The following is a 22,858-nucleotide window of genomic DNA, read 5'->3' on the forward strand; positions in this document are numbered from 1 at the left end:
CGCATCGTGTCACAATGGAAACTACCCAAAAGCAAAATTTATTCACACCGGTATTGATTGCCAGCTCACTGATATTGATGCTGGGCTTTGCGGTGCGCGCGTCTTTTGGTGTGTTTCAAATTCCAATTGCCCAAGAATTTTCTTGGCTGCGATCCGAATTTTCACTTGCGATTGCCTTTCAAAATTTAGCGTGGGGATTTGGTCAGCCGATTTTTGGTGCGATTGCAGAAAAGCTGGGCGATCGAAAGGCAATTTTCATTGGCATCTTATGCTATGTCTTTGGCTTGGTTGCTTCGAGCTTTGCAATCACACCTGCTGGGCATCAAATGCTCTCGTTATTTGTTGGCTTTGGCGTTGCGGGTATGGGTTTTGGTGTAATCCTTGCGATTGTTGGGCGCGCGGCGTCGGATGAAAACAGATCAATGGCCATGGGCATTGCCACAGCGGTAGGATCGGTCGGGCAAATTATCGGGCCACCAGCCGCGGAATATTTGCTGACCTATATGAATTGGTCATCCGTGTTTTTGGTTTTCGCTGGGGTTATTATGGCCTCTGTGGTGTTATTGCCGTTTTTGAAAACGGATCAGCCGATTAAACGTGATGAACTGGACGAAACGCTTAGCGCAATATTGAAAAAGGCGCTGGCCGATCCAAGCTTTACACTAATTTTTATCGGGTTCTTTTCTTGCGGGTTTCAGTTGGCATTCGTCACAGCACATTTTCCCGCGTTTGTGACCGAGATGTGCGGACCGATTGCCGCCGATGGATTGCTCGCAAGTATTGGTGTCGGCACCACGAGTGCGCTTGGCGCATTGGCAATCGCGGTGATTGGCGCAGCAAATATTATTGGCACAATCGCAGCAGGCTATTTTGGTAAGCGATTTAAAAAGAAAAACCTGCTGATGTGGATTTACGTGGCACGTACCGTTGTTGCGGCGGCATTTATCCTGTTTCCAATGACCCCTGTAACGGTGCTTTTGTTCAGTTTTTCAATGGGATTGTTATGGCTGGCAACGGTGCCGCTGACCTCGGGTTTGGTTGGTTATATTTATGGTTTGCGTTACATGGGAACACTGTATGGCTTGGTGTTTTTCAGTCACCAACTCGGATCTTTCCTTGGTGTATGGCTGGGTGGTCAACTGTACGATATGTACGGAACCTATAACACCGTGTGGTGGGTTGGTGTGGGCGTGGGCGCATTCAGCGCATTGGTTCATATCCCCGTGAAAGAAATTCCGTTGAAATTACGGCAAGCTCTTTAGTGGCATCTAGATTCAATTTTATCGAATAATTTTATGTGATTAACGCAAAACTAAACTTCTTGGCATAGCACAAACGCAAGGCCAACAGGTGGGATTAGTTTTGACAAGTATTGCAATTCTTGAAGAACAATTAAAACAAGAACGCGCAGCGCGCATTTCTGCAGAAGGCGCGCTGACCCGTTTTCGTGATGTCGTAAAAACCGAGGCCGAACAAAAAAAACATCTGTCTGAACGGATACTTGCTGCGATGATGTCCGCGCCAGATGCGATGGCATTATTCGATGAAAATGATCTGTTGGTCGCCGCCAACAAAGCATATCTGAGCGCAAACGGTGATGGTGAAAACCGAATTGAAATTGGTATGTCACGCTTGGATATACTGAAAAAAGCGGCATTAACTGGGCTGATCGATTTTAATGGGAAAACGGCACAAGATTGGTTCGATGAAACCGCACCGAACTGGCGATCAGAAGATTTTGGCGAGAGCACGCTTCAAACCACGGATGGCAAATGGTTTCGCATCACAACCCGTAAAACGAAATTTGGCGATAGCGTAACCTATCGCGTTGATATTACCGCTGAAAAAATGCGCGCTCTTGAATTAGAACAAGCACGCAAACGTGCCGACATTGCAAGCAGTGCCAAATCAGCGTTCCTTGCGAATATGAGCCATGAAATTCGCACACCGATGAACGGTGTGATCGGGATGGCCGAATTACTGGCCGAAACTGATTTGGATGAGGAACAATCGCTGTTTGCGAATACTATTCGTAATTCCGGCGAAGCGTTGCTGACAATTATCAATGACATTTTGGATTATTCCAAGATCGAAGCAGGTCAAATGGAACTGTTCCCAGAGCCATTCAATCTGGAAGAAATGGTTTTAGATTGCGTTCGGTTGCTTCAGTCTAAAGCGAACGACAAACATTTGGATCTATTGTTGGACTACGACATGTTCCTGCCCACTGGTTTTGTTGGTGATGTGGGGCGTATTCGTCAGGTTCTTTTGAATTTGATCAGCAATGCGATCAAATTTACCCAAACTGGTTTCGTGTTAATTCGGGTAGTAGGGGTGACAGCGAACGATACGGATTACAAAATTCATATCGCGGTAGAAGACACTGGAATAGGAATACCTTCGGCAAAACAAGCGCAGGTGTTTAGTGAATTCAAACAAGTTGATCATTCCGAAAATCGCAAATTAGAAGGCACTGGATTGGGTTTGGCGATCAGTAAGAAACTGGTGGAAAAAATGGGCGGTGTAATGTGGCTCGATTCGGAGCAGGACAAAGGATCTGTTTTTGGATTCAAAATTGGATTGAAATCGCAAACCGACGAATATTACCGACAGCCGACTGCTCCCAAAGAAATTTATAATATAATGATTGTTGATGATTTGGAACAGAACCGCACAATTTTGAAAAAACAATTGGGTGCGCTGAATTTACACGCGTACGAATATTCAAATGTGGATGACGCTGTCGCTGCATTTAAAAATGGAACACCCTGCGATATGGTTATTACCGATCATCAAATGCCGGAACAAACAGGGGAACAGTTGGCGATTCAAATTCGCGAACTTGGGTTCAAAGGACCTATTTTTATGTTGAGCTCGGATCTTCGCAATCTAAAAATGTCATCGGCTAACGCGGGGTGCTTCACCGCGATTTTGCAACGGCCATCATTGCGCGATGAATTATATAAATCTCTTAATTGTGTGTTTGATGCGTCAGAACTTGGTGGTCAGCCAATGCTCGTTGAATCGAGCGCACTGTGTAACTTGGAAAACTTACCCGTTCTGCTTGCCGAGGATAATAAAACCAATCAACTGGTGTTTAGGCAAATGACAAAGGGGTTAAATTTGAATTTGACGGTGTGTGGCGACGGCCCTGATACCGTTGCACAGTATCAAAAAATAATGCCCAAAATTGTGTTTATGGATATCTCCATGCCTGGTTTTGATGGGGATGAGGCAACCCGCCAAATTCGTGATATTGAAAAAATGAACAACATGCCGCCGACGCCAATTATTGCCCTAACAGCTCATGCTATGGCTGGCGATCGGGATCGATTTATTTCCGCTGGAATGGATGACTATTTGGCAAAGCCTTTGAAGAAAAAATTAGTGTACGAAATGTTAGAGCGATTTTCACCTACGCTAGCTCCAGAACAACAACTTTAACGCTAATGCGACACAGATGGTAACAAGCATTGGTTTGATAATTGTATTCCCTTTGGTGATCGCGAGGTTTGCACCAACGCGCGCGCCCAAGATTTGCCCACAGGCCATGACCGCGCCAATTTTCCACGAAATAACGCCAAGGAACAGAAAGCTTACAAATCCTCCAAGATTGGAAGCGAAATTGAACAACTTGGTTTTTGCCGTGGCGTTTAATACCCCGTGTCCTCCGAGTGCGACCAGCACAAGCATATAAAAGCTACCTGCACCGGGGCCGAATAACCCGTCATAAAAACCCACCAGCGGTAGCGCGGCAAAACTGATCAGCGCGATAGGTAACAGAGGCCTTTTTGATTTGTCGTCCAATTTTGGTTGAAATGCGAAATAAATTGCGATGCTAATCAACACAACGGGCAATGCGATTTCCAACACATCGCTGGATACATATGATGCGACATAGGCACCCAAAAAAGATAACACAAAGCATAAAGCTGCAACTGGCCATTCACGGCGAATGTTCAAATGCCCTTTGCGTAAAAAGGTAAAAGCGGCGGTCCCTGTGCCAAACAATCCCTGAAACTTGTTCGTTGCAATAGCTTGGATCGGGGAAACACCTGCCAATAATAATGCGGGCACTGTGATCAATCCGCCGCCGCCGGCGATTGCATCAATCGCACCTGCGCAAAATGCGACGGCAAATAATATCAAAAGGATCGTGATTGTTGGATCGCTCATACCAAAGCGCTATCAGCAAGCAACATCACGGTCTAGCGCAATTTGTATTTGTTAACCGATGTGATGCTTGCCGCGCGTTTTTGCCAGTTCAACCTGTTTTTGCCGTTCGCGAAAACGCGTTTTGCGCGTGTCGCTTGTTGTATCAATACATTGATGGCAACTGACGCCTTTTTCGAATTCTGGACGATTGAAATCTTCGGGTGCAAGCGGCATGCGACAAGCATGGCAGAGATCGTATTTCCCCTCTTCCAGTCCGTGTTTGACGGAAACGCGACTATCGAAAACGAAACACTCACCATCCCAAGTGCTATTTTCCTGTGGAACCTGTTCGAGGTATTTCAAAATACCACCTTTCAGGTGATAAACATCTTCAACACCCTCACCGAGCAGGTAGTTGGTGGATTTTTCACACCGAATACCACCGGTACAAAACATAGCGACCTTTTTGTTGTGAAAACGTTGTTTGTTTTCTTCCCACCATGCGGGGAATTCACCAAATGATTTTGTTTTGGGATCAATGGCACCATCAAATGTGCCAATCGCAACCTCGTAATCGTTGCGCGTATCAATTACCACCACATCGTCACGTGTAATCAAATCGTTCCAATCCGCCGCATCGACATAGTTGCCGACATTTGCGGTGGGATCGATGTTGGGTTGCCCCATTGTGACGATCTCTTTTTTCAATTTTACCTTCATGCGGTTAAACGGCATTTCGCTCGCAAAGCTTTCTTTGTGTTCGAAATTATCGCAACCAGGTAGGGCGCGGATGGCCGCGAGCACGGTATCGATACCTGTCCGGGATCCCGCGATGGTGCCATTGATGCCTTCGAACGCGAGTAACAGCGATCCCTTCACCCCGTTTGATTTACAAACAGCCTGAAGCGGCGCTTGCAGTGATTTATAATCTGCAAACTTGGTAAAATGATAAAGAGCGGCAACGATGATTTTTGTCATGCGCGCCATATACGCCGCTGATTGGGGTTCGTCCAGTGCCGACAATCAATCTGGGTTGACCTTGCCGCGCAGTGATTTCACTTGTCCGCGCTGTGTTTTTGCATCCATGCGGCGGCGTTGTGATGCGCGGGTGGGCTTGGTTTTGACGCGAAATTTCGGGCGCTGCAATGCCGCGGCGATCAATTCGATTAGTTTTTCTCGTGCCAGTTCGCGGTTCAATTTTTGCGATCTGTGTTTATCTGCAGTGATGATAACCGCGCCATCCTTTGTCCATTTTCGTCCGGCCAATTTGCGAAGGCGAGTTTTCACAGGGGCTGGCAGATTGGGTGATCTGTCTGCTTCGAAGCGCAACTCAACGGCGGTGGACACTTTGTTCACATGCTGTCCGCCTGGGCCAGAAGCGCGTTGAAAATTTTCGCTTATTTCCCAATCTTGGATGGCTATGGTGTCGTTAATGCGGATCATTACCATCCTTTAACATGCAAAAAAGCCTGCGCCAAGGAACGCAGGCTTTTCTCGAGATTTAGAGGTGGCAAGCAAAACCCGGAGGCTTTGAGGCCAGATGTGTTAGTAGGAGGATTGCCCCCTAAAAATGCACCTCGCTCGTATCCTTCACCAGCTGCTCTGTTTTCCCAATAATCATTGGCACCTCCTTTCTGATTGTTTCCGTGTGTCGGATCGTTGTCCGATAAACGAATCATGCAACGACTTTGGAAAATCTCCAAGCGTTTTTTTGAAACAGTTCGGTGAAAGTGCTGTGAATGATCAGGCCATGCGCAGCGTTAAGCGTTGTGCCAACAGGCGAAAAGGAATCAATGCGATCAATGCCAGCACCAATTTTACACCCCAATCGGCAATGGCGAGAGACACCCACAATGGCAACATTGCACCTGCACCCAGCAAGGGGACGAGTTCATTTGCCCATGACACATCATTGGTTGGTTCGATCATTGCCAGCCTCGCAGAAAATGCGATGGTAAAGAAAATCGCGGTGTCCAGCGACGAGCCGATTAATGTTGATGCAAGTGGAGCACGCCACCATTTGCCCGCACGCAGGCGATCGAACACCAAAACATCGATCAATTGCGCAACCAAGAATGCAGTGCCTGATCCAATTGCGATACGCAATGTCACCAATGGCCCGAACTCGCCAATAATCTGCGTTCCGATGAACGAACAGATAATGCCAACGATGAAACCGGCAAACACAACTTTGCGCGCCGCGGATGTGCCGTAAACACGGTTCATCAAATCGGTCACAAGAAATGCGAATGGATATGTAAATGCACCCCAAGTGAGCCAATCGCCCAACAAGAATTGCACAAGAATATTAGAGGCAACGACAATGGCTGCCATGGCGATGACGCCAATGATGATACCGCGATTCATAATGTACTCCGTTTTGAAAAGGTAGCGGACACTTTTGCTCTTCAGCAGCGCGGGCATAGGGTGTTATGATTTAAAACGCAAGCATAGACTGGAATTTTGGCTTATGCGGGTTACGTAAGGTTTAATCTACAACGAGGCACGATATGGCACACGTTATGAAAAAATCTTTGCTTGGATTGTTGGCGTTGTTGGTGGGTTCATTTTCCATTTCCGCCAAGGATTTCACGCAAAGCAAAGGAAAATTATCAAACCAAGCGTTTTATAAATCAATCGCATGTAAGGCGACACCGGGGCAATCCTGTCAAACTCCGTTGCGCCGCTGGCCCAAACAAATGCGCAATGGCATTTCGGTTGGGCTTGTTGGGGTGCAAAGTGTGAATAAAAATGGTGCCTATGTTAAGGCAACCGAGCGTGCGATCAAAAACGCGGTGCAACAAGTGAATGCAACGGGTGCAGGCGTGCGGTTGCGTCTGTATTCGGGTAGCGCTGCGCAAAATGCAAATATTCAAGTGCATTTGGTAAAACCACGCGGCAGCAATCGTATCATCAAAAATACAGGATATCGGTTGTTGGATGGGCAAAAGGTGAACAACGCCATTTCGGCGAGCGCTGTTGTTGGCAAATATATACTGTCATCTGGGATTGCCGTTTCCGTTGATCGTGTGAAACAATCGAAATTGAACTCTATTGTACTGGAAGAAGTGGTGCAAAGCCTTGGCCTTACTTGGGATATTCACAATCCCTATTACGACAAACGATCCATTTTTGCGCAGGTCGGCACCGATAGCATTACCAAATTATCAGGTCAGGATGCGCAAGTCTTGCGTATGCATTACCCCAAATAAAAACGCCCAAGGCTTCAACCTTGGGCGTGAGATTTAAACACCAACAGCGATGATCGCCTTGGCCAATATTGGAACGGTTTTTTCGGTGATCCCAGCGATATTCATACGGCTGTCGCCGACCATATAAATCGCGTGCTCTTCACGCAGTTTTTGAACCTGTTCTGGTGTTGCGCCAACACGTGAAAACATGCCGCGATGTTCAGCCAAGAAACCAAAACGATCTGATCCGCTTTCGGCGCGCAATGCATCGGCGAGCATTTGGCGAATGTTCAACATGCCAGTGCGAACGGATTCTAATTCGGCCTTCCATTCCGCACGAAGCGCATCATCTGTTAAAACCATCGTCACCAGCCGTGCACCGTGATCGGGTGGAAAGCTAAAGTTTTGGCGGTTTAGATAGCTCAGGTTAGCTTGGGTAATTTTGCTTGCGGCCGCATCGGGTGAAATTGCGATCACAATCCCAGCGCGTTCGCGGTAAATACCAAAGTTTTTCGAACAGCTTGCCGCGATCAACATTTCAGGGAATTTTTGCGCAAGCAGGCGCGTGCCATATGCGTCTTCTTCCAACCCATCGCCAAAACCTTGGTAGGCGATATCAACAAATGGAATCGCGCCTTTTTCCAACAACAAATCGGCAACCAGCGCCCATTGTTCATTGTTCAGGTTTGCACCCGTTGGATTGTGGCAGCAACCATGAAGCAAGACAACATCACCAGATTTCACACCTTGCAAGCTGTCCATCATGCCATCAAAATTCACTGAACGTGTTTCATTATCGAAATAGGTATAGGTCGTTTGTGGCAAACCCACGTGTTTAATAATGCTTGGGTGGTTGGCCCATGTTGGATCGCTGAGCCAAATGGTTGCACCAGTATCGGCCATTTTAACCAGTTCCATGATTTGGCGAATGGCGCCTGTGCCACCAGGTGTATGTGCAAATGCCAAACGATCGGCATCAACAACACCACCCAAAACCATGTCTGACATTGCCTTGTGATAACCCGCATCACCGATCAGGCCAGTATAGCTTTTGGTTTGTTCTTGTTCCCACAACTGTTTTTCCGCGTTTTTAACAGCGTGCATAATTGGCGTTTGGCCTTCGGCGTTTTTGTAAACACCAACACCAAGGTCAATTTTGTTTGGGCGGTCATCGGCACGAAACATGCCCATAAGTGCCAGAATTTTATCTTCGGGTTGTGCGTGAAGCGAAGTCAGCATGGTAAGGTCCTGTTAACCTGTTTGGATAGGTAGATTTTTATCGGCGCCCCATTGCGCCCAAGACCCGTCATAAAGCGCTTGTTCCGTTACGTCTAGTCGCGCAAGCGCCAATGCCAAAACTGCCGCAGTTACGCCTGATCCACAACTGGTGATGATGGGTTTGGTCAGATCAATGTTCTTACCTTGAAAAACATCACGCAATTCATCGACAGATTTTAGATGATTGTCGGGGGTTAACACCGCTTTGAAAAACACGTTTGTTGAATTTGGGATGTGCCCAGATCGCAATCCTGCGCGGGGCTCAACAGTTTCGCCGCGAAACCTTGCGGGTGGGCGCGCATCGATGACCTGTGCGGTGGTATCCAACACCTGTGTTTCATCGACGACATTTGTTGCATCAAAACTAGCACTGAAATTTCCCGCATCGGGTTGGCTGGATTGGGATTGGGTTGACAGTTTTTTGTTGATCCATTCAGGCAGACCACCGTCCAATACGTAAACGTCATCGTGCCCCATGGCGCGAAACATCCACCAAACGCGCGCGGCAGAAAACAATCCAGCACCATCATAGATTATGATCGTTGAATCATTTGATATTCCCATAGCGCGAACCGCGGTTTCAAACGCCGCTGCCGTTGGTGCCATATGTGGCAAATCGCTTGATGTATCGGATATTTTGTCGATGTCGAAAAACTGAGCACCTGCGATATGTTGGGTGTTATACTCTGCATGACCATCGCGGTTTTCTGTGGGTAAATACCAAGACGCATCCAAAATGCGCAACTTGGGATCATTGATATGTTGGGCGAGCCAATCTGTGGATACGGTAACTTTCATATCGCAACGCTATGACCGTGTGAAAAAATCCGCAACACCAAAGGTGTCGTTAACTGTGATCGCGCAGCAATCGTGATTTTTGTTTTTGCCAATCACGCTGTTTTTCTGTGGCGCGTTTGTCCGAATGATTTTTACCCTTGGCTAGCCCGATCAACAATTTCGCACGACCCTTGTCGTTGAAATAAAGCTTGAGCGGAACCAGTGTCATACCTTTGCGACCAATCGCTTGGAACATCCGCGCGATTTCGCGGCTGGATGCCAATAATTTGCGACGGCGGCGTTCTTCGTGGCCAAATGTTTTTGCCTGAGCGTAAAGCGCGATTGAACTGTTGATTAACCACAATTCGCCATCTTCCACATCGGCATAGCTTTCTGTGATGTTGGCGGAATTTTCGCGCAAGGATTTAACCTCTGATCCCATCAAAACCATGCCGCATTCAAATGTATCTTGAATCGCATAGTCATACCGCGCCCGCCGATTTTCGGCGACCAGTTTGTTATTGCTGTCGGATGGTTTCGTTTTTTTGGCCATGATGGATGGATATATGTTAATCAACGGCCAAGGCCAAGAGGCAGATTGCCTCTTGGGTAATAATGGCGTGGATCAGTTTATCAAACCTGCGTGGCGCATCGCAGCATCAATCGCGGCTTGTGTGTTTGACCCGACGGTTGTCATCGGCAAGCGAACTTCGTTATTGCAGTGACCCAATTTCGAGAGACCATATTTCGCCCCACATAAACCAGGTTCCATGAATATCGCATTGTGCAATGGCATCAGGCGATCCTGCAATTCCAATGCACGCGGAAAATTACCCGCCATCAAGGCGTCTTGGAATTCGGCGCACAGACGTGGTGCAACATTTGCCGTCACTGAAATACAGCCCTTGCCGCCATGTGCTGCATGACCAAGTGCGGATGCATCTTCGCCGGTGAGCTGAATGAAATCGGCGTCACAGGTGATGCGTTGCAGGCTGACACGTGCGATATCGCCGGTGGCATCTTTGACGCCAACGATATTGGGCAATTTGGACAATTCGCCCATCGTTGCCGGAGTCATATCGATAACTGAACGCCCAGGGATGTTGTAAATGATGATGGGCAGGCCAACCTCGTTTAACGCAGTGTAATGCGCGATCAAACCTGCCTGTGTTGGTTTGTTATAATATGGCGTTACAACCAATCCAGCATCCGCACCTACATCTTTGGCAAATTGTAACAGGCTAATCGCCTCGGCGGTGTTGTTTGAACCCGCACCCGCGATTACGGGCACACGACCTGCCGCGGTTTCCACCACCACGCGAATAACATGTTGATGTTCGTCGTGGCTCAACGTTGGGCTCTCGCCTGTTGTGCCAACGGGAACCAAACCATGTGTGCCCTCAGCGATGTGCCATTCAACCAATTGTTTCAGGCCCTTATCATCCACAAGTCCATTGGACATTGGCGTGATAAGTGCTGGCATAGAACCTTTGAACATTTTCGTGCTCCCTGAAAATTGATTTGAGTCGCCGCCCTAATAGCGTGAAACTGTGCAAAGGTAACGGGCAAAAATGCGATTGCCAAGTTCTGGATAGGAATTGGCGTTGCTTTCGTCTAATTTGCCACGACTTAAGGGCAGGAAAATAATGAAAAATAGGGTTTTTGCGATTCTGGCGTGTACGTTGGTATGGGCATTCAACGCGGTTGCGTTGGCCGATACAGCAGAACGAGACGGGCAATTGTTGGCCGATGCGCTGATTTCTGCCGCTCAGAACGACTGGGAGCAAGTTGATACTCTGCGCCAATCAATGACTGATCCTGTTGCGCGCGACGTTGTTGAATGGCAACGTCTGCGTTCGGGTCAGGGCGGGTGGGATAACTATCAAAGTTTCATCGAACGAAACGGCGATTGGCCGGGGCTAAAATTGTTGCGTCGCAAAGGCGAAGCATCCATTCCTCATCGCGGTTCACCAACGCAAATCCGTAGCTTTTTCGAAATAGAATTGCCACAAACTGGCAAGGGTGCTTTGCGTTTAGCAGAGGCATATGCAGCCCAGGGAAATATGGATGCGGCGCATCGCGAAATTGTCCGCGCTTGGCTTGATCTGTCGTTGAATGACGAAGAGCAAGAAGCATTTTTGGCGCGATACCCATCAGTGTTAAAATCCAAGCATCTTGATCGATTGGAAAACCTGTTGTGGAAGGGTTGGACAAACGAGGCGACGGATATGTTGCCATTGGTTGGCGCAGATATGCAAAAACTGGCCAAGGCACGTATCGGTTTACGCCGCGTCGACAAAAACGTTGATACGCTGATCGCTGCCGTGCCCGCGCGATTGCAAAATGATGCAGGGCTTACATTCGAGCGGTTCTTGTGGCGGATTGCAAAGGGCCGTTGGGACGATGCCCAGCAAATGATTTTGGAACAATCCAAAGACCCCAAACAACTGGGCCGTGCAGAAGAGTGGACACCGCGTCGCCGTGGTTTTGCACGCCGTGCAATGCGATCAGGTGATCATGCCGCGGCCTATGTTTTGGCCAGCAATCATGGCGTATTCACAGGTGACGATTATGCGGATTTGGAATGGCTGTCGGGATATCTTGCGCTGCGATATCTGAACAGCCCGCAAAAAGCGTTGCAGCATTTTAACAATTTTCAAACCGCTGTTGCATCGCCTATTAGCTTGGGCCGTGCGGGTTATTGGAAAGGGCGCGCATTTGAGGCGATGGGTAATTATGACGCCGCGATGGTGGCCTATGAATTGGGCGCACAACACCAAACATCTTATTATGGCCAGTTGGCGGCGGAAAAATTAGGTGGAGCAACGGATGATACATTATCAGGGAAAGAAACCGTACCAGATTGGCGTGATGCAGCGTTTGTGAATAGCTCAGCTTTCCAAGCTGGCCTGATCTTTCATTATGCGGATAACCAGAACCGATTGCGCCAGTTTTTCATGCATATGGCCGAAACCATGGATGCAACAGAGGCGGCGCAACTGGCCGATTTGGCGTTGGAAATGGATCGCCCTTTCGTGGCAATTGGAATCGCAAAAGAGGTTGCAAAGCGGGGTATCGTTTTGCCGCGCCCCTATTTCCCCGTCACAGATTTAGCGAGTTTTACATCAAAGGTTGATGGCGAGGTTGCCATGTCTATCGCACGACGTGAAAGCGAGCTTGACCCATACGCGCAAAGCCATGCAGGCGCACGTGGTTTGATGCAGGTCATGCCCGGCACGGCAAAACTGGTCGCGGGTGAAATTGGGGTTGATTATTCAACGCAAAAACTTGGCCAAGATTGGAAATATAATGCAACACTTGGCACACATTATTTGGCGGGTTTGCTGGATAAATATAACGGGTCATATGTATTGGCATTTGCGGGATATAACGCAGGGCCGCACCGTGCAGATGCATGGATCAAAGAATATGGTGACCCGCGCAAGGAAGATGTCGATGTTGTCGATTGGGTGGAACATATTCCCTATACCGAAACGCGCAACTATGTGATGCGCGTGATTGAATCGCTGCATGTTTATCGCGCGCGATTAACGGGCAGTGCGACACCCGTCGCGCTCAGCGTGGATTTGGCAAAGGGTTAGCGTTTCGCCTTGGCACGGTTTTCGCGCCACAAGGTAAACAAACCTGCTGATATGATGATCGTCGTGCCAAGTGCGGTTGTGAAACGCAATTCTTCGTGAAAAATGAACAGCCCGATCACAGCGCCAAATGCCAATTGGAAATAGGCAAACGGTTGCACCGTGCTAGCATCCGAAACTTCATAACATTTGATCAACAGGTAATGCCCCAATGCGCCCAACACGCATAAAGCTGCCATCCACGCCCAGTCTGGGGCGATCATGTTTTCCCAATAAAACACACCGATCATGGTGATCGCGACTGTACCACTCACCCCCGTCCAGAAAAAACTGGTCGCGGCGGTATCTTTGCGTGCGGCAAACCGTGTGAGCAATCCATAAAGGGCGAACATTAATGCGGCGGCCAGTGGGATTAAGGCAAGCGGGCTGAATACCTGAACACCTGGTTGTAAAATTATCAACACGCCAAGAAACCCAACGCCAATCGCAACCCAGCGCCGCCAGCCAACGGTTTCACCCAAAATGGGGCCAGAGAGCGCGGCGATCAACAATGGATATGCGGCGAATACTGCGTAACTTTCGATCAGGCCCAAATAAACAAAGCCCAAGATCATCACGCAGATTTCCGTGATCAGCAATAGCCCTCGGAAAATTTGCAAAATCGGTTGGCTGGTTTTTGCAACCTTTCGAATGCTACCTTGTTGAATGCGTGCGATGGTAATGACGAACGCGGCAAAAAACCAATAGCGCACCATGACGACCATCAAAACATTATATTCGCTGGCCAAGTGGCGCGAGACACCATCTTGCAGGGCGAATACAAATGTCGTGGCAATCATTAACCAAATGCCAAGTTTTGGGTCGTTTCGCGTCATATCGTTTCCTGCTGCGTGAGTGGAATACGGACATTGACGCCCAAAACAAACCGGCGCATTTATTCAATGCGATTTTGACTGGCTGGTTTTGGTTGGATGCCGTAAGCAATAAGCGCACTTTAGGAAAGTTTGGCGCATTGGCAAGCCGTGAAATCAAAGATGTTGTAATTGTTGGTGGTGGGGTATTTGGCCTGTGCGCTGCATATATGTGTGCGTTGCGCGGCATGTCGGTTGTTGTGTTAGAAAAATCCAATGCAGTTGGTGCGCGGGCAAGTGGTGGAATTGTTGGCGCAATGTCACCGCACACGCCCGACAATTGGAACCAGAAAAAACAATTTCAATTTGATGCGCTATGTGGGGCGGAAACGTTTTGGCACAATTTGGATTCGCAATCGGGCATGTCATCTGGATATGGTCGCATTGGGAGGGTCTTTCCCATTCCAGACGAGCGATTGCTGGGGCTTGCCCATATGCGCGCAGAATCTGCCAAGGAGTTTTGGCAAGGTAAGTTTAGCTGGAGCGTATTGCCCGATCATCCTCTGATCGCCCCTAGTGCCGCACCATATGGTGTTGTGCATGATACGATGTCGGCGCGAATTTATCCCGCGCGTGCGTGTCAATCATTGCGCGGCGCACTATTGAAAACGGGAATTGAAATACGAACGAAATGTGCGGTTGATACAGTCCAAGACAACACCGTTGTGGGCCGATGGGGTGAAATCCGTGCAAATGCTATCGTCTTGGCCGCTGGCGTTGGTGGTTTTAAATTTTTGGATCAAAAATTTGAAATGCAAACGGGGTCGGGTGTCAAAGGGCAGGGTGCGTTGCTAAAATGCGATATGGGTAGCAGGCCTCAGATCAACGCCGAAGGTATTTATATTATTCCACATATCGATGGAACGGTTGGTGTTGGATCGACATCGGAAACCGATTGGTCGCACCCAACCGAAACGGATGAAAAATTAGACGCCGTTATCGCAACAGCAAAACGTATTTGTCCCACACTATCCGATGCACCAGTGATCAAGCGCTGGGCGGATTTGCGGCCAAAGGCACGCAAACGCACGCCCATGTTAGGGGCGATACCGAAAATGGATGGCGTGTATGTTGCGCTTGGCGGGTATAAAATTGGGTTTGGCTTGGCGCATCAATCGGCAACAATGATTGCGGATATGATTCAAGGAAAGCCCTGTGACATACCCGCAAATTTCACCGTACCGCATCACTTGGATTTGTGAATTAACTGCTGGTCACGTTGCGCAAATCGTCCATCAATACGGTCAGTGATTTGACATAAAACTTGCTCGTCAATTGATCGTTTTCATCAAATTCATTATGTGCGCCAGCCACCAAAATTTCGGGCCCTTGCAATAAGTTTGTATTGAACGGTGCCATCGCCAATCGCAGCGCGTAATTTGATCGTGCCCCACCCGCACGCCCCGCAGCGGCGGCAAGCAATGCAACGGGTTTATTCGCCCATGGTGATCCATCTGTGCGGCTCACCCAATCCAATGCGTTTTTCATCACACCAGAAATGCCTTGGTTATATTCAGGGCACGAAATCACAACGGCATCGGCCGCGTCGATCTGATTGGCAAGCAATGTCACGCTGTCGGGAATGCCATGTTCTTCTTCGAGATCGCCATCATACAATGGCAAATTCAGGTCGGCGATTGTTACATCCGCGTCACCAAACAGGCGGATCGCTTCGTGCATCAGATTGCGATTAAGTGAACCTTTGCGAAGGCTCCCCGATATTCCAAGCAGTTTCATATTTTACCTTTGTTGTATGATGTCCAAAATTTGCGAAGCCCACTCACCAAGGATCGGTATGAAATCAAGTTGTCCGAGCACATAAACCATCACAGACACTAATACCGTGGCGCCCACAACAGATCCCAGACCAAAGGCCAAGCCACGCACTACTTGATACGAAATCAATCCCCACCAGCTATCATGCGCGCGCACATAGTGGTGACGATTGAGTTTTTGCACCTCTTCCAACAGTTGAGATAACTCTGATTTTTCGGGTTCGTCGTTCAATACTCCACCCCGATTTGTGCTTTTACGCCAGAACGGAATGGATGCTTGATCAGTTCCATTTCCGTAACCAAATCCGCGATTTCAATCAATTCGTCCTTGGCATTGCGCCCCGTTAAAACAACATGGGTCATTTCAGGTTTTTCCTCGACCAAGAATTCCACCACATCATTGATATCGACATAATCGTATCGAATGGCGATGTTGATTTCATCCAACAAGACCATGGAATTTGCGGGGTCGCGGATTAATTCCTTGGCCTTTTCCCATGCGGCTTGCGCCATTTCGGTGTCGCGTGTTTTATCTTGGGTTTCCCAAGTAAACCCTTCGCCCATGGTATGGAACGAACAAATATCGCTGAAGCGTTCCAATATCATATCGCGTTCACCCGTGGACATGCCGCCCTTGATGAATTGTACAACGGCGGATTGCATCCCATGTGCGATGTGGCGAAAAATCATACCAAAGGCAGCGGTTGATTTCCCCTTACCTTTGCCGGTGTGCACAACAATCAAACCCTTTTTATCGGTTTTGGTCGCCATGATTTTATCGCGCGCGGCCTTTTTCTTGGCCATTTTCATTGCGTGGCGTTCGGTATCCTCTGACATGGTCTGTTCCTTGGTTTGGGCAGGGTCATTTTGGCAGATCGATCGCGATATGCAACCTTGCAGATTGAGGTTATAAAAGTTCTTCGATGCGTGCGCGTGCGCTGTTGGATTTTGGCGTCCAAAGCCCACGATCAATTGCTTCTTGTAAACGCTCTGCCATTTCACGAAGTGCGGCTGGATTGGCATCGTGGATAAATTCGCGTGTATCGTCGTCGCCGATAAATGCGGCTTCGACCAAATCAAAATGGTGATTTTTTACCGCACCTGTTGTTGCGGCAAAGGCGAAGAGATAATCCAGCGTTGCCGCCATTTCAAACGCCCCTTTGTACCCGTGGCGTTTCACGCCATCGATCCATTTGGGGTTTACAACTCGGCTGCGCACCACACGCCCGATTTCATCATCCAACGTGCGAATGACGGGGCGTTCGGGGCGCGAATGATCATTGTGATAAATTGGGCGATCGACGCCTTGCAGGGTGGATACCGCCGCCGCCGCACCACCTTCGAATTGATAATAGTCGTCACTATCCAAAATATCATGTTCGCGGTTGTCTTGGTTTTGCACAACGGCATCAACCTGTGACAGTCGGTTTTCCAAGGCGCCGCGTGCACGCACACCATCGCCCTTTGCGCCATAAGCATACCCGCCCCATTCCAGATAAGCATTGGCCAAATCGCCCTTATCCGCCCAAAGACGTTCATCGATCATTGCCTGCAAGCCAGCACCATATGCGCCTGGTTTTGACCCAAACACGCGAAATGCGGCTTCTGCTGAGTTTTCAGATTTCAATTGCGCGGCGGCAGGGTTCATATCAACGGATTCATCCAATGCCATCACGGCGCGCGCTGCGGAATCCACCAGCGCCATTTGTTGGGGAAATGCATCGCGGAAAAAACCAGATACGCGCAATGTAACATCAACACGCGGGCGGCCAAGCGCAGTGATCGGAATAATCTCAAATCCCGTCACACGGCGGTTCGCGCTGTCCCATTTTGGTTTCACACCCATCAACGCCAGTGCCTGTGCAATATCATCACCACCGGTGCGCATATTTGCGGTGCCCCATGCCGTGAGCAACATTGCACGCGGCCAATCACCGTGATCTTGCAGATGGCGTTCGATCAACAGATTGGCAGATTTCCAGCCCAATTTCCAGGCGGTGGGGGTTGGCACTGCACGGCTATCAACGCTGAAAAAATTGCGACCAGTTGGCAAGACATCCAATCGTCCACGCGTTGGTGCGCCCGATGGGGCAGGTGGTACAAATTCACCGCGAACCCCTGTGAGCAATCCGTCCAGTTCGTTTGGACCACATGATTGCACAATTGGAAAAACAGATTTTTGCGCCAATTCCAAAACGGCGTTGGTTCGTGGCCAGTCTCCAACGGGTTGACCATCCAGCAATGCAGAGGCTAACAATTCCAATCGCTCCACGGTGTCACCATGTGTTCGCCACGTATCATCGTTAACATTTGCCAAAACATCGGGGCGTTCACCCGTCCACGGTTTTGCCATTTCACAATCCAACGGATCGAAACCCAGGCCCAGATCAATCGCCAATGCACGTTGCAAACTGGCGTCTGCACCAATGCCATCACCGCGTGGGATGCGCAACAATGCCTGTATCAAATCGCGTTCAAGGCGACCTGTTGGGGATTGTCCAAAAATATGCAAACCATCCCTGATTTGCGCTTCCTTTAGATCACATAAATATTCATCCAGCTTGGCCAGATCGGTTTCTTCGTCTGTCCCCTTCATGCCGACGTCATCACCGATGCCCGTGCTTGATGTTAGGGATAATATCTCTTTGCGGATGTGTTCAATACGGCGTGGGTCAACACCCGCGGCCTCGTAATATTCGTCAACCAATGCTTCCAAGTCACGCAGCGGCCCGTATGTTTCCGCACGCGTCAGGGGTGGTGTCAGGTGATCAATTATCACTGCACTTGAGCGCCGCTTGGCCTGTGTTCCTTCGCCCGGATCATTGACGATAAATGGATAAAGATGTGGGATTGGTCCCAATATCGCCTCTGGCCAACACTCATCGGATAACGCCACGGCCTTGCCCGGCAGCCATTCCAAATTACCGTGCTTGCCCATGTGAACAATGGCATTGGTTTGAAATTGATTTCGCAGCCAGAAATAGAACGCAAGATAGTTATGTGGCGGGACAAGATCGGGCGCGTGATAAGTATCCTTGGGGTCGATATTATATCCACGCGCGGGCTGGATTCCGACAACGGCATTGCCATATTGCAAGATTGATAGTGCAAAGCCATCACTGCCAACAAACGGATCATCGGCGGGTGCGCCCCAGCGATCATTGATTTGATCCCGCAATGCCAATGGCAGCGTGGCAAATGCCGATTCATAATCTGCCAACGATAATCGCTGTCCACCCGTTCGGTTCGCGCGATCTGTCAGCCAGTTTGTCGGCCCTGATGTAATCTGCGTCATCAACGCTGCGCTGTCGGCGGGTATTTCGGTGACGTTTATACCATCCGCTGCCAACGCATTCAAAACATGTACGGTGGCTGCGGGTGTATCCAGCCCAACACCATTTGCCAAACGCCCATCTTTGTTTGGGTAATTCGCCAAGATCAGCGCGACCTTTTTATCCACTGCTGGCGTGTTGCGCAGACGTGCCCAATGTGCCGCCAAATCCGCAACAAATTCCACGCGATCACCGCGTGCGCGATAACTGGCGATGGGACATTGTGTTGCTTCGTCAAAAAATGCTTCGCCCTTGAATGATATCGCACGTGATAGGATGCGCCCATCAACCTCTGGCAAGGCGACGTTCATGGCGATATCACGCGCGGATAATCCATTAAGGTTTTCTTCCCATGCGGCTTCCGCACTTGCGGATAATACCGCTTGGAATATTGGTGCGTTATTTGAAGCGGGCATGGTCAATGGATTATCGGCGTTATTATCGCCTTGGTGTGGTGATCCAACCGCAAAGCTGGTGCAGTTGATAATGACCGAAGGTTTCGCCGCATCGAACAAATGTTCGAGTGTCGCAACCGATACGGGATCTTTTAGGGATGCCACAAAAACCGGCAACGGATTCAATCCACGGCGCAGTAATGATTTCACCATGCGATTTATGGGGTGAAGCCCTGCGCCCTGTACCAACGCGCGATAAAAAATGATTGGCACAACGGGGGCGTTTTCAACCCATGCGCCCTGAGCGGTGGCGATGTCCGATATTCCCGCACCCGGCCAATAAACCCCCGCGCGTAGTAATGGGCTGGCCGCCGCTGGTTTTTCAGAGCCATCCAACATGGATTGCGCATAGTTGATAAAGTTCGTGGCGTTTTCTGGCCCGCCCTCAACCATATACGCCCAAAGCGCATTCCAATCATCGCGCGAAACCGTGGATAATTCCCAAAGCTCGTCATCAGGTTTGTCGTCACCAGGCAATGCAGCAAAAGCAATACCCGCCGCACCCAAACGTGCTGCGTATTGTTCCAGACCGTATTGCCAATATCCGCGCCCACCCAAGCACCGCGCAATCACCAATTTGGATTTTGATGCACAATCATCGATGTGTAAATCAACCGACATCGGATGTTGCAAATGCATCAAGCTCGCCAGGCGCATTTCAGGTGCATTGTCCATTTGCGCACGCGCTTCGGACAGTGCCGCCAATTCCGTATCCGCGGCAGAAATAAACACAATATCCGCTGGCGTTTGCCCAAGGTCAAATGGTTCTGAACCATCATCAATGCTGCCAGTGGTCGCGGCCAATAAATGCATTCAATTTTACCTGTTAAGTTTGTGTTAAATCTGTGTGTGCAGAATCTGATGTGATCGCAACGATAGAAAGGTGCAGAAAATGCCAATTGATATTAGCAACGCGATGCAACCAGGCGATCTTTGCCCAAGCAACGCCATCATTTTTCAAGAGGTTGGGCCGCGTGGCGGCAAAACCAAACATTTCATCGCAATCCCACGCGGGCGCGCATTGCCCGATACCAGACGCGCCGGTAATTTGTGGAAACCACGTACCGCGCAAGAATTCAAAAAAGGGTTTGCGTAGTTGTTCAGGCATCGTGCTGTCATAATACCTTTTGCATGAACAGGCTGTTGGGATCGTCTGGGTAATCACCAAATGGCCCGACATAAGTGAATCCACAGGCTTCGTACAAACGATGCGCTGCATGTAGCAGATTTCCTGTTTCAAGCCGCACGGTAGAAAGATCTTGCAGTAGCGCTTGCTTTTCCAACGCATCCATCAATAATTTTGCCACGCCCAAGCCACGCGCACACTCTGCGACAAACATGGATTTGATTTCGCCGTAATCACCCTTGTTTGCGATTGCGCCACAGCCCACGATTTGATCATCGTTTTTGGCAACCAGAAAATGGATGTCGGGGACACAAAGCGCATCAATTGAAAGGTAATGGTTGGATTCCGCAGGAAACAGGGATTCCATCAACGCATGGCTGGCCTGTAACAATGCAGTCGCCTGTGGGTGATGGGGATCCCCTGCTTCAATCGTAATCATGCAGATAGCGCTGCTGTGATTTCGGATTGTTTTAATCCAGCTTGCCCAATCACAACCAATCGTGTGCTGCGTGTTTCATTCGCACCAAAGGGGCGGTCAAAATACGTATCAACACGCGGCCCAACCGCTTGCAATGTCAAACGCATTGGTTTGCCCTGAACAGCGGCGAAACCTTTTAGGCGTAAAATATCGTGGGTGCGGATAACATCGGCAACCTGTTGTGCAAATGCTGTTGGATCTGCGATTTCACCCAGCTCAACGACAAAGCTTTCAAATTCGTCATGGTCGTGATCGTGGTGATGATGGTGGTCATCATCATCGTGATGGTCATCGTCGTGATCATGATCGTGGTGATGAACTTCGTGGCGGGCATCCAAATCACCCTCGGCACCGATACCTTGGCCGAGCAAAACATCAACAGGCAGCGCACCCATGCTGGCCTTAATCACCTGCACACCTTTGCGCGATTCCGATTTCAGATTTGAAACCAACGTTTCGGATTCTATGTCATTCAACAAATCAGATTTGTTCACCACAATCATATCGGCACAAGCGATTTGATCTTCGAACAATTCGGACAACGGCGTTTCGTGATCAAGGTTTTCGTCCAATTTGCGCTGCGCATCCACCGCCGCCACGTTATGGGCAAAACGCCCTTCGGTCACGGCCTTGCCATCCACAACGGTGACAACGCCATCGACGGTAACCTTGGTTGAAATTTCAGGCCAGTTGAATGCGCGCACTAATGGTTGTGGCAATGCCAAACCAGATGTTTCGATCACGATATGATCGGGTTTATTTTCGCGTGCCAATAATTTTTCCATCGTGGGAATGAAATCATCCGCAACCGTGCAACAGATGCATCCATTGGACAGCTCCATGATGTCATCTTCGGTACATGTTTCATCGCCACATCCCTTCAGGATATCGCCATCAACGCCCAGATCACCAAATTCATTAATGATCAACGCGATGCGTTTGCCTTGTGCATTTTGCAACATGTGACGGATGAGCGTGGTTTTGCCCGCGCCAAGAAAACCGGTGACAACGGTTGCTGGTATTTTTTGAGCCATGTTTTATCCTGTAAAAATGGAAACGGTCGAGCATTGCCCGACCGTAATAACGTTATAATCGCGAGGGATTAGCCCAAACCGAGCGCTGCAAACGCAGCACCTTCGATTTGCTCCATGGCCAGCAATACGCCCATGCCGCCAACCACTGCACCAGCCAAACGCGCAGGCATTGCGGATGCTTCTGTTGCGTTCCACAGGTTTTTCGCAACCCAACCAGCGCCCAATGCGATCAAGTATTGTGTTACGCCAAGACCCAGCAAGTAACCGATCATCACACCGCCACCAATGGCCGCTTCTTGTTCGGCGATCGTACCGCCAAATGCAGAGCCGTGAAACAGGCCAGCAATCGCAAACAGCGCCAATGCAGGTGTCAGAGATAATGCACGTCCAGATGCAACAATATAACCAAGGATAAGCAAACTACCCACAATCATGGTTTCGATTGCTGGCAATGCGATGCCCGCAGACATCATGATTGTGCCGATCAACATACCACCGATAAAGCCCGCGGGTGCTAGCATTGCACGCCCTGTGTAAATCGCTGCGATACCGACAAGTGCGATAAAGAACAGGTGGTCAAAACCCAACACAGGGTGACCGATCCCTGAAAATACGCCATGCGCAAATGTTTCCATTGGTGCGCCGCCCAATGGGTGGTGTGCCAATGCTGGACCTGCTGCAAGTACTGCGCCAAGTGTCGCGAATAATTTTTTCATAATGGAATCCCCAAATATCTTTCGTGTTTTG

General features: G+C 49.2%; 22 protein-coding genes. 6 read left to right on the forward strand and 16 right to left on the reverse strand.

Annotated features, from left to right (window positions below):
- Positions 1–14 precede the first annotated feature (14 nt).
- Entirely contained in the window at positions 15–1,262 is a 1,248-nt protein-coding gene (locus IE094_RS13325; RefSeq protein WP_189641209.1) for an MFS transporter, read from the forward strand.
- Between the two features lie 100 nt (positions 1,263–1,362).
- The gene (locus IE094_RS13330) at positions 1,363–3,444 is read left to right on the forward strand and encodes a response regulator (RefSeq protein WP_189641210.1); all 2,082 of its coding nucleotides are present in this window, start codon (positions 1,363–1,365) and stop codon (positions 3,442–3,444) included.
- Here IE094_RS13330 and IE094_RS13335 read toward each other — a convergent pair.
- The 4 genes from IE094_RS13335 to IE094_RS13350 all read right to left on the reverse strand — a co-directional run bounded on the left by IE094_RS13335 (position 3,421) and on the right by IE094_RS13350 (position 6,522).
- The gene (locus IE094_RS13335; RefSeq protein ID WP_189641211.1) at positions 3,421–4,176 is read right to left on the reverse strand and encodes a TSUP family transporter; all 756 of its coding nucleotides are present in this window, start codon (positions 4,174–4,176) and stop codon (positions 3,421–3,423) included. The genes IE094_RS13330 and IE094_RS13335 overlap by 24 nt on opposite strands.
- A 51-nt stretch (positions 4,177–4,227) precedes the next feature.
- On the reverse strand, positions 4,228–5,133 hold the full coding sequence (trhO, locus tag IE094_RS13340; protein WP_189641212.1) for an oxygen-dependent tRNA uridine(34) hydroxylase TrhO: 906 nt from the start codon (positions 5,131–5,133) through the stop codon (positions 4,228–4,230).
- Positions 5,134–5,178: 45 nt separating this feature from the next.
- A complete protein-coding gene (gene arfB / locus IE094_RS13345; protein WP_189641213.1) occupies positions 5,179–5,598 on the reverse strand; it encodes an alternative ribosome rescue aminoacyl-tRNA hydrolase ArfB in 420 nt (139 codons plus the stop codon).
- 300 nt (positions 5,599–5,898) lie between these two features.
- On the reverse strand, positions 5,899–6,522 hold the full coding sequence (locus IE094_RS13350) for a queuosine precursor transporter (protein WP_189641214.1): 624 nt from the start codon (positions 6,520–6,522) through the stop codon (positions 5,899–5,901).
- A gap of 155 nt (positions 6,523–6,677) precedes the next feature.
- Between IE094_RS13350 and IE094_RS13355 the strand changes: the two genes are divergently transcribed.
- On the forward strand, positions 6,678–7,367 hold the full coding sequence (locus tag IE094_RS13355; RefSeq protein ID WP_189641215.1) for a DUF2927 domain-containing protein: 690 nt from the start codon (positions 6,678–6,680) through the stop codon (positions 7,365–7,367).
- 33 nt (positions 7,368–7,400) lie between these two features.
- Here IE094_RS13355 and IE094_RS13360 read toward each other — a convergent pair whose 3' ends face one another.
- The 4 genes from IE094_RS13360 to dapA form a co-directional block, all read right to left on the reverse strand.
- On the reverse strand, positions 7,401–8,585 hold the full coding sequence (locus IE094_RS13360; protein ID WP_189641216.1) for an amino acid aminotransferase: 1,185 nt from the start codon (positions 8,583–8,585) through the stop codon (positions 7,401–7,403).
- Between the two features lie 12 nt (positions 8,586–8,597).
- The gene (gene sseA / locus IE094_RS13365; protein WP_189641217.1) at positions 8,598–9,422 is read right to left on the reverse strand and encodes a 3-mercaptopyruvate sulfurtransferase; all 825 of its coding nucleotides are present in this window, start codon (positions 9,420–9,422) and stop codon (positions 8,598–8,600) included.
- A gap of 49 nt (positions 9,423–9,471) precedes the next feature.
- Positions 9,472–9,954 (reverse strand): SsrA-binding protein SmpB, encoded by a 483-nt coding sequence (gene smpB, locus IE094_RS13370; protein ID WP_189641218.1) that lies wholly within the window; start codon positions 9,952–9,954, stop codon positions 9,472–9,474.
- Between the two features lie 72 nt (positions 9,955–10,026).
- Positions 10,027–10,899, reverse strand: a complete 873-nt coding sequence (gene dapA, locus IE094_RS13375; RefSeq protein WP_189641219.1) for a 4-hydroxy-tetrahydrodipicolinate synthase — start codon at positions 10,897–10,899, stop codon at positions 10,027–10,029.
- A 148-nt stretch (positions 10,900–11,047) separates the two neighbouring features.
- Here dapA and IE094_RS13380 point away from each other — a divergent pair, with 148 nt between their 5' ends.
- Positions 11,048–13,003, forward strand: coding sequence for a lytic transglycosylase domain-containing protein (locus IE094_RS13380; protein WP_189641220.1), 1,956 nt, complete (start codon positions 11,048–11,050; stop codon positions 13,001–13,003).
- Here the strand turns inward: IE094_RS13380 and IE094_RS13385 are convergent.
- Positions 13,000–13,875 carry a DMT family transporter gene (locus IE094_RS13385; protein WP_189641221.1) on the reverse strand — a complete coding sequence of 292 codons (876 nt, stop codon included), beginning with the start codon at positions 13,873–13,875 and terminating at the stop codon, positions 13,000–13,002. The two genes, IE094_RS13380 and IE094_RS13385, sit on opposite strands and share 4 nt — an antisense overlap.
- Between IE094_RS13385 and IE094_RS13390 the strand changes: the two genes are divergently transcribed.
- A complete protein-coding gene (locus tag IE094_RS13390) occupies positions 13,824–15,113 on the forward strand; it encodes an NAD(P)/FAD-dependent oxidoreductase (RefSeq protein WP_189641222.1) in 1,290 nt (429 codons plus the stop codon). The two genes, IE094_RS13385 and IE094_RS13390, sit on opposite strands and share 52 nt — an antisense overlap.
- A 1-nt stretch (position 15,114) precedes the next feature.
- On the opposite strand, the gene IE094_RS13395 is transcribed toward IE094_RS13390, so the two are convergent.
- The 4 genes from IE094_RS13395 to cobN form a co-directional block, all read right to left on the reverse strand.
- Entirely contained in the window at positions 15,115–15,648 is a 534-nt protein-coding gene (locus tag IE094_RS13395; RefSeq protein WP_189641223.1) for an NADPH-dependent FMN reductase, read from the reverse strand.
- A 3-nt stretch (positions 15,649–15,651) separates the two neighbouring features.
- Positions 15,652–15,918: a DUF5665 domain-containing protein gene (locus IE094_RS13400; RefSeq protein WP_189641224.1), complete on the reverse strand. Its 267-nt coding sequence runs from the start codon at positions 15,916–15,918 to the stop codon at positions 15,652–15,654.
- Positions 15,915–16,523: a cob(I)yrinic acid a,c-diamide adenosyltransferase gene (cobO, locus tag IE094_RS13405; RefSeq protein ID WP_189641225.1), complete on the reverse strand. Its 609-nt coding sequence runs from the start codon at positions 16,521–16,523 to the stop codon at positions 15,915–15,917. Before cobO ends, IE094_RS13400 begins: the two co-directional genes overlap by 4 nt.
- Positions 16,524–16,593: 70 nt before the next feature.
- Positions 16,594–20,286 (reverse strand): cobaltochelatase subunit CobN, encoded by a 3,693-nt coding sequence (gene cobN / locus IE094_RS13410; protein ID WP_189641226.1) that lies wholly within the window; start codon positions 20,284–20,286, stop codon positions 16,594–16,596.
- A 79-nt stretch (positions 20,287–20,365) separates the two neighbouring features.
- Between cobN and IE094_RS13415 the strand changes: the two genes are divergently transcribed.
- Positions 20,366–20,569: a hypothetical protein gene (locus IE094_RS13415; protein ID WP_189641227.1), complete on the forward strand. Its 204-nt coding sequence runs from the start codon at positions 20,366–20,368 to the stop codon at positions 20,567–20,569.
- Positions 20,570–20,588: 19 nt separating this feature from the next.
- Here the strand turns inward: IE094_RS13415 and IE094_RS13420 are convergent, their stop codons facing one another.
- The 3 genes from IE094_RS13420 to IE094_RS13430 all read right to left on the reverse strand — a co-directional run bounded on the left by IE094_RS13420 (position 20,589) and on the right by IE094_RS13430 (position 22,827).
- Entirely contained in the window at positions 20,589–21,038 is a 450-nt protein-coding gene (locus IE094_RS13420) for a GNAT family N-acetyltransferase (RefSeq protein WP_189641228.1), read from the reverse strand.
- A complete protein-coding gene (cobW, locus tag IE094_RS13425) occupies positions 21,035–22,111 on the reverse strand; it encodes a cobalamin biosynthesis protein CobW (protein WP_189641229.1) in 1,077 nt (358 codons plus the stop codon). The genes IE094_RS13420 and cobW overlap by 4 nt, the downstream gene beginning before the upstream one ends.
- Before the next feature lie 68 nt (positions 22,112–22,179).
- Positions 22,180–22,827 carry a HupE/UreJ family protein gene (locus tag IE094_RS13430; RefSeq protein ID WP_189641230.1) on the reverse strand — a complete coding sequence of 216 codons (648 nt, stop codon included), beginning with the start codon at positions 22,825–22,827 and terminating at the stop codon, positions 22,180–22,182.
- Positions 22,828–22,858 lie beyond the last annotated feature (31 nt).

This window comes from Paramylibacter ulvae, from assembly GCF_014652655.1.
Classification (GTDB): Bacteria; Pseudomonadota; Alphaproteobacteria; order Rhodobacterales; family Rhodobacteraceae; genus Amylibacter; species Amylibacter ulvae.

Bases quoted from the DNA above. Each gene is read 5' to 3' on its own strand.
- IE094_RS13420 (WP_189641228.1), bottom strand. From the start codon at position 21,038: ATGATTACGATTGAAGCAGGGGATCCCCATCACCCACAGGCGACTGCA.
- cobN (WP_189641226.1), bottom strand. From the start codon at position 20,286: ATGCATTTATTGGCCGCGACCACTGGCAGCATTGATGATGGTTCAGAA.
- IE094_RS13325 (WP_189641209.1), top strand. From the start codon at position 15: ATGGAAACTACCCAAAAGCAAAATTTATTCACACCGGTATTGATTGCC.
- dapA (WP_189641219.1), bottom strand. From the start codon at position 10,899: ATGTTCAAAGGTTCTATGCCAGCACTTATCACGCCAATGTCCAATGGA.
- IE094_RS13335 (WP_189641211.1), bottom strand. From the start codon at position 4,176: ATGAGCGATCCAACAATCACGATCCTTTTGATATTATTTGCCGTCGCA.
- IE094_RS13430 (WP_189641230.1), bottom strand. From the start codon at position 22,827: ATGAAAAAATTATTCGCGACACTTGGCGCAGTACTTGCAGCAGGTCCA.
- IE094_RS13355 (WP_189641215.1), top strand. From the start codon at position 6,678: ATGAAAAAATCTTTGCTTGGATTGTTGGCGTTGTTGGTGGGTTCATTT.
- IE094_RS13415 (WP_189641227.1), top strand. From the start codon at position 20,366: ATGCCAATTGATATTAGCAACGCGATGCAACCAGGCGATCTTTGCCCA.
- trhO (WP_189641212.1), bottom strand. From the start codon at position 5,133: ATGACAAAAATCATCGTTGCCGCTCTTTATCATTTTACCAAGTTTGCA.
- IE094_RS13360 (WP_189641216.1), bottom strand. From the start codon at position 8,585: ATGCTGACTTCGCTTCACGCACAACCCGAAGATAAAATTCTGGCACTT.
- smpB (WP_189641218.1), bottom strand. From the start codon at position 9,954: ATGGCCAAAAAAACGAAACCATCCGACAGCAATAACAAACTGGTCGCC.
- IE094_RS13390 (WP_189641222.1), top strand. From the start codon at position 13,824: ATGTCGTGGCAATCATTAACCAAATGCCAAGTTTTGGGTCGTTTCGCG.
- IE094_RS13350 (WP_189641214.1), bottom strand. From the start codon at position 6,522: ATGAATCGCGGTATCATCATTGGCGTCATCGCCATGGCAGCCATTGTC.
- IE094_RS13395 (WP_189641223.1), bottom strand. From the start codon at position 15,648: ATGAAACTGCTTGGAATATCGGGGAGCCTTCGCAAAGGTTCACTTAAT.
- IE094_RS13385 (WP_189641221.1), bottom strand. From the start codon at position 13,875: ATGACGCGAAACGACCCAAAACTTGGCATTTGGTTAATGATTGCCACG.
- cobO (WP_189641225.1), bottom strand. From the start codon at position 16,523: ATGTCAGAGGATACCGAACGCCACGCAATGAAAATGGCCAAGAAAAAG.
- sseA (WP_189641217.1), bottom strand. From the start codon at position 9,422: ATGAAAGTTACCGTATCCACAGATTGGCTCGCCCAACATATCAATGAT.
- IE094_RS13380 (WP_189641220.1), top strand. From the start codon at position 11,048: ATGAAAAATAGGGTTTTTGCGATTCTGGCGTGTACGTTGGTATGGGCA.
- arfB (WP_189641213.1), bottom strand. From the start codon at position 5,598: ATGATCCGCATTAACGACACCATAGCCATCCAAGATTGGGAAATAAGC.
- cobW (WP_189641229.1), bottom strand. From the start codon at position 22,111: ATGGCTCAAAAAATACCAGCAACCGTTGTCACCGGTTTTCTTGGCGCG.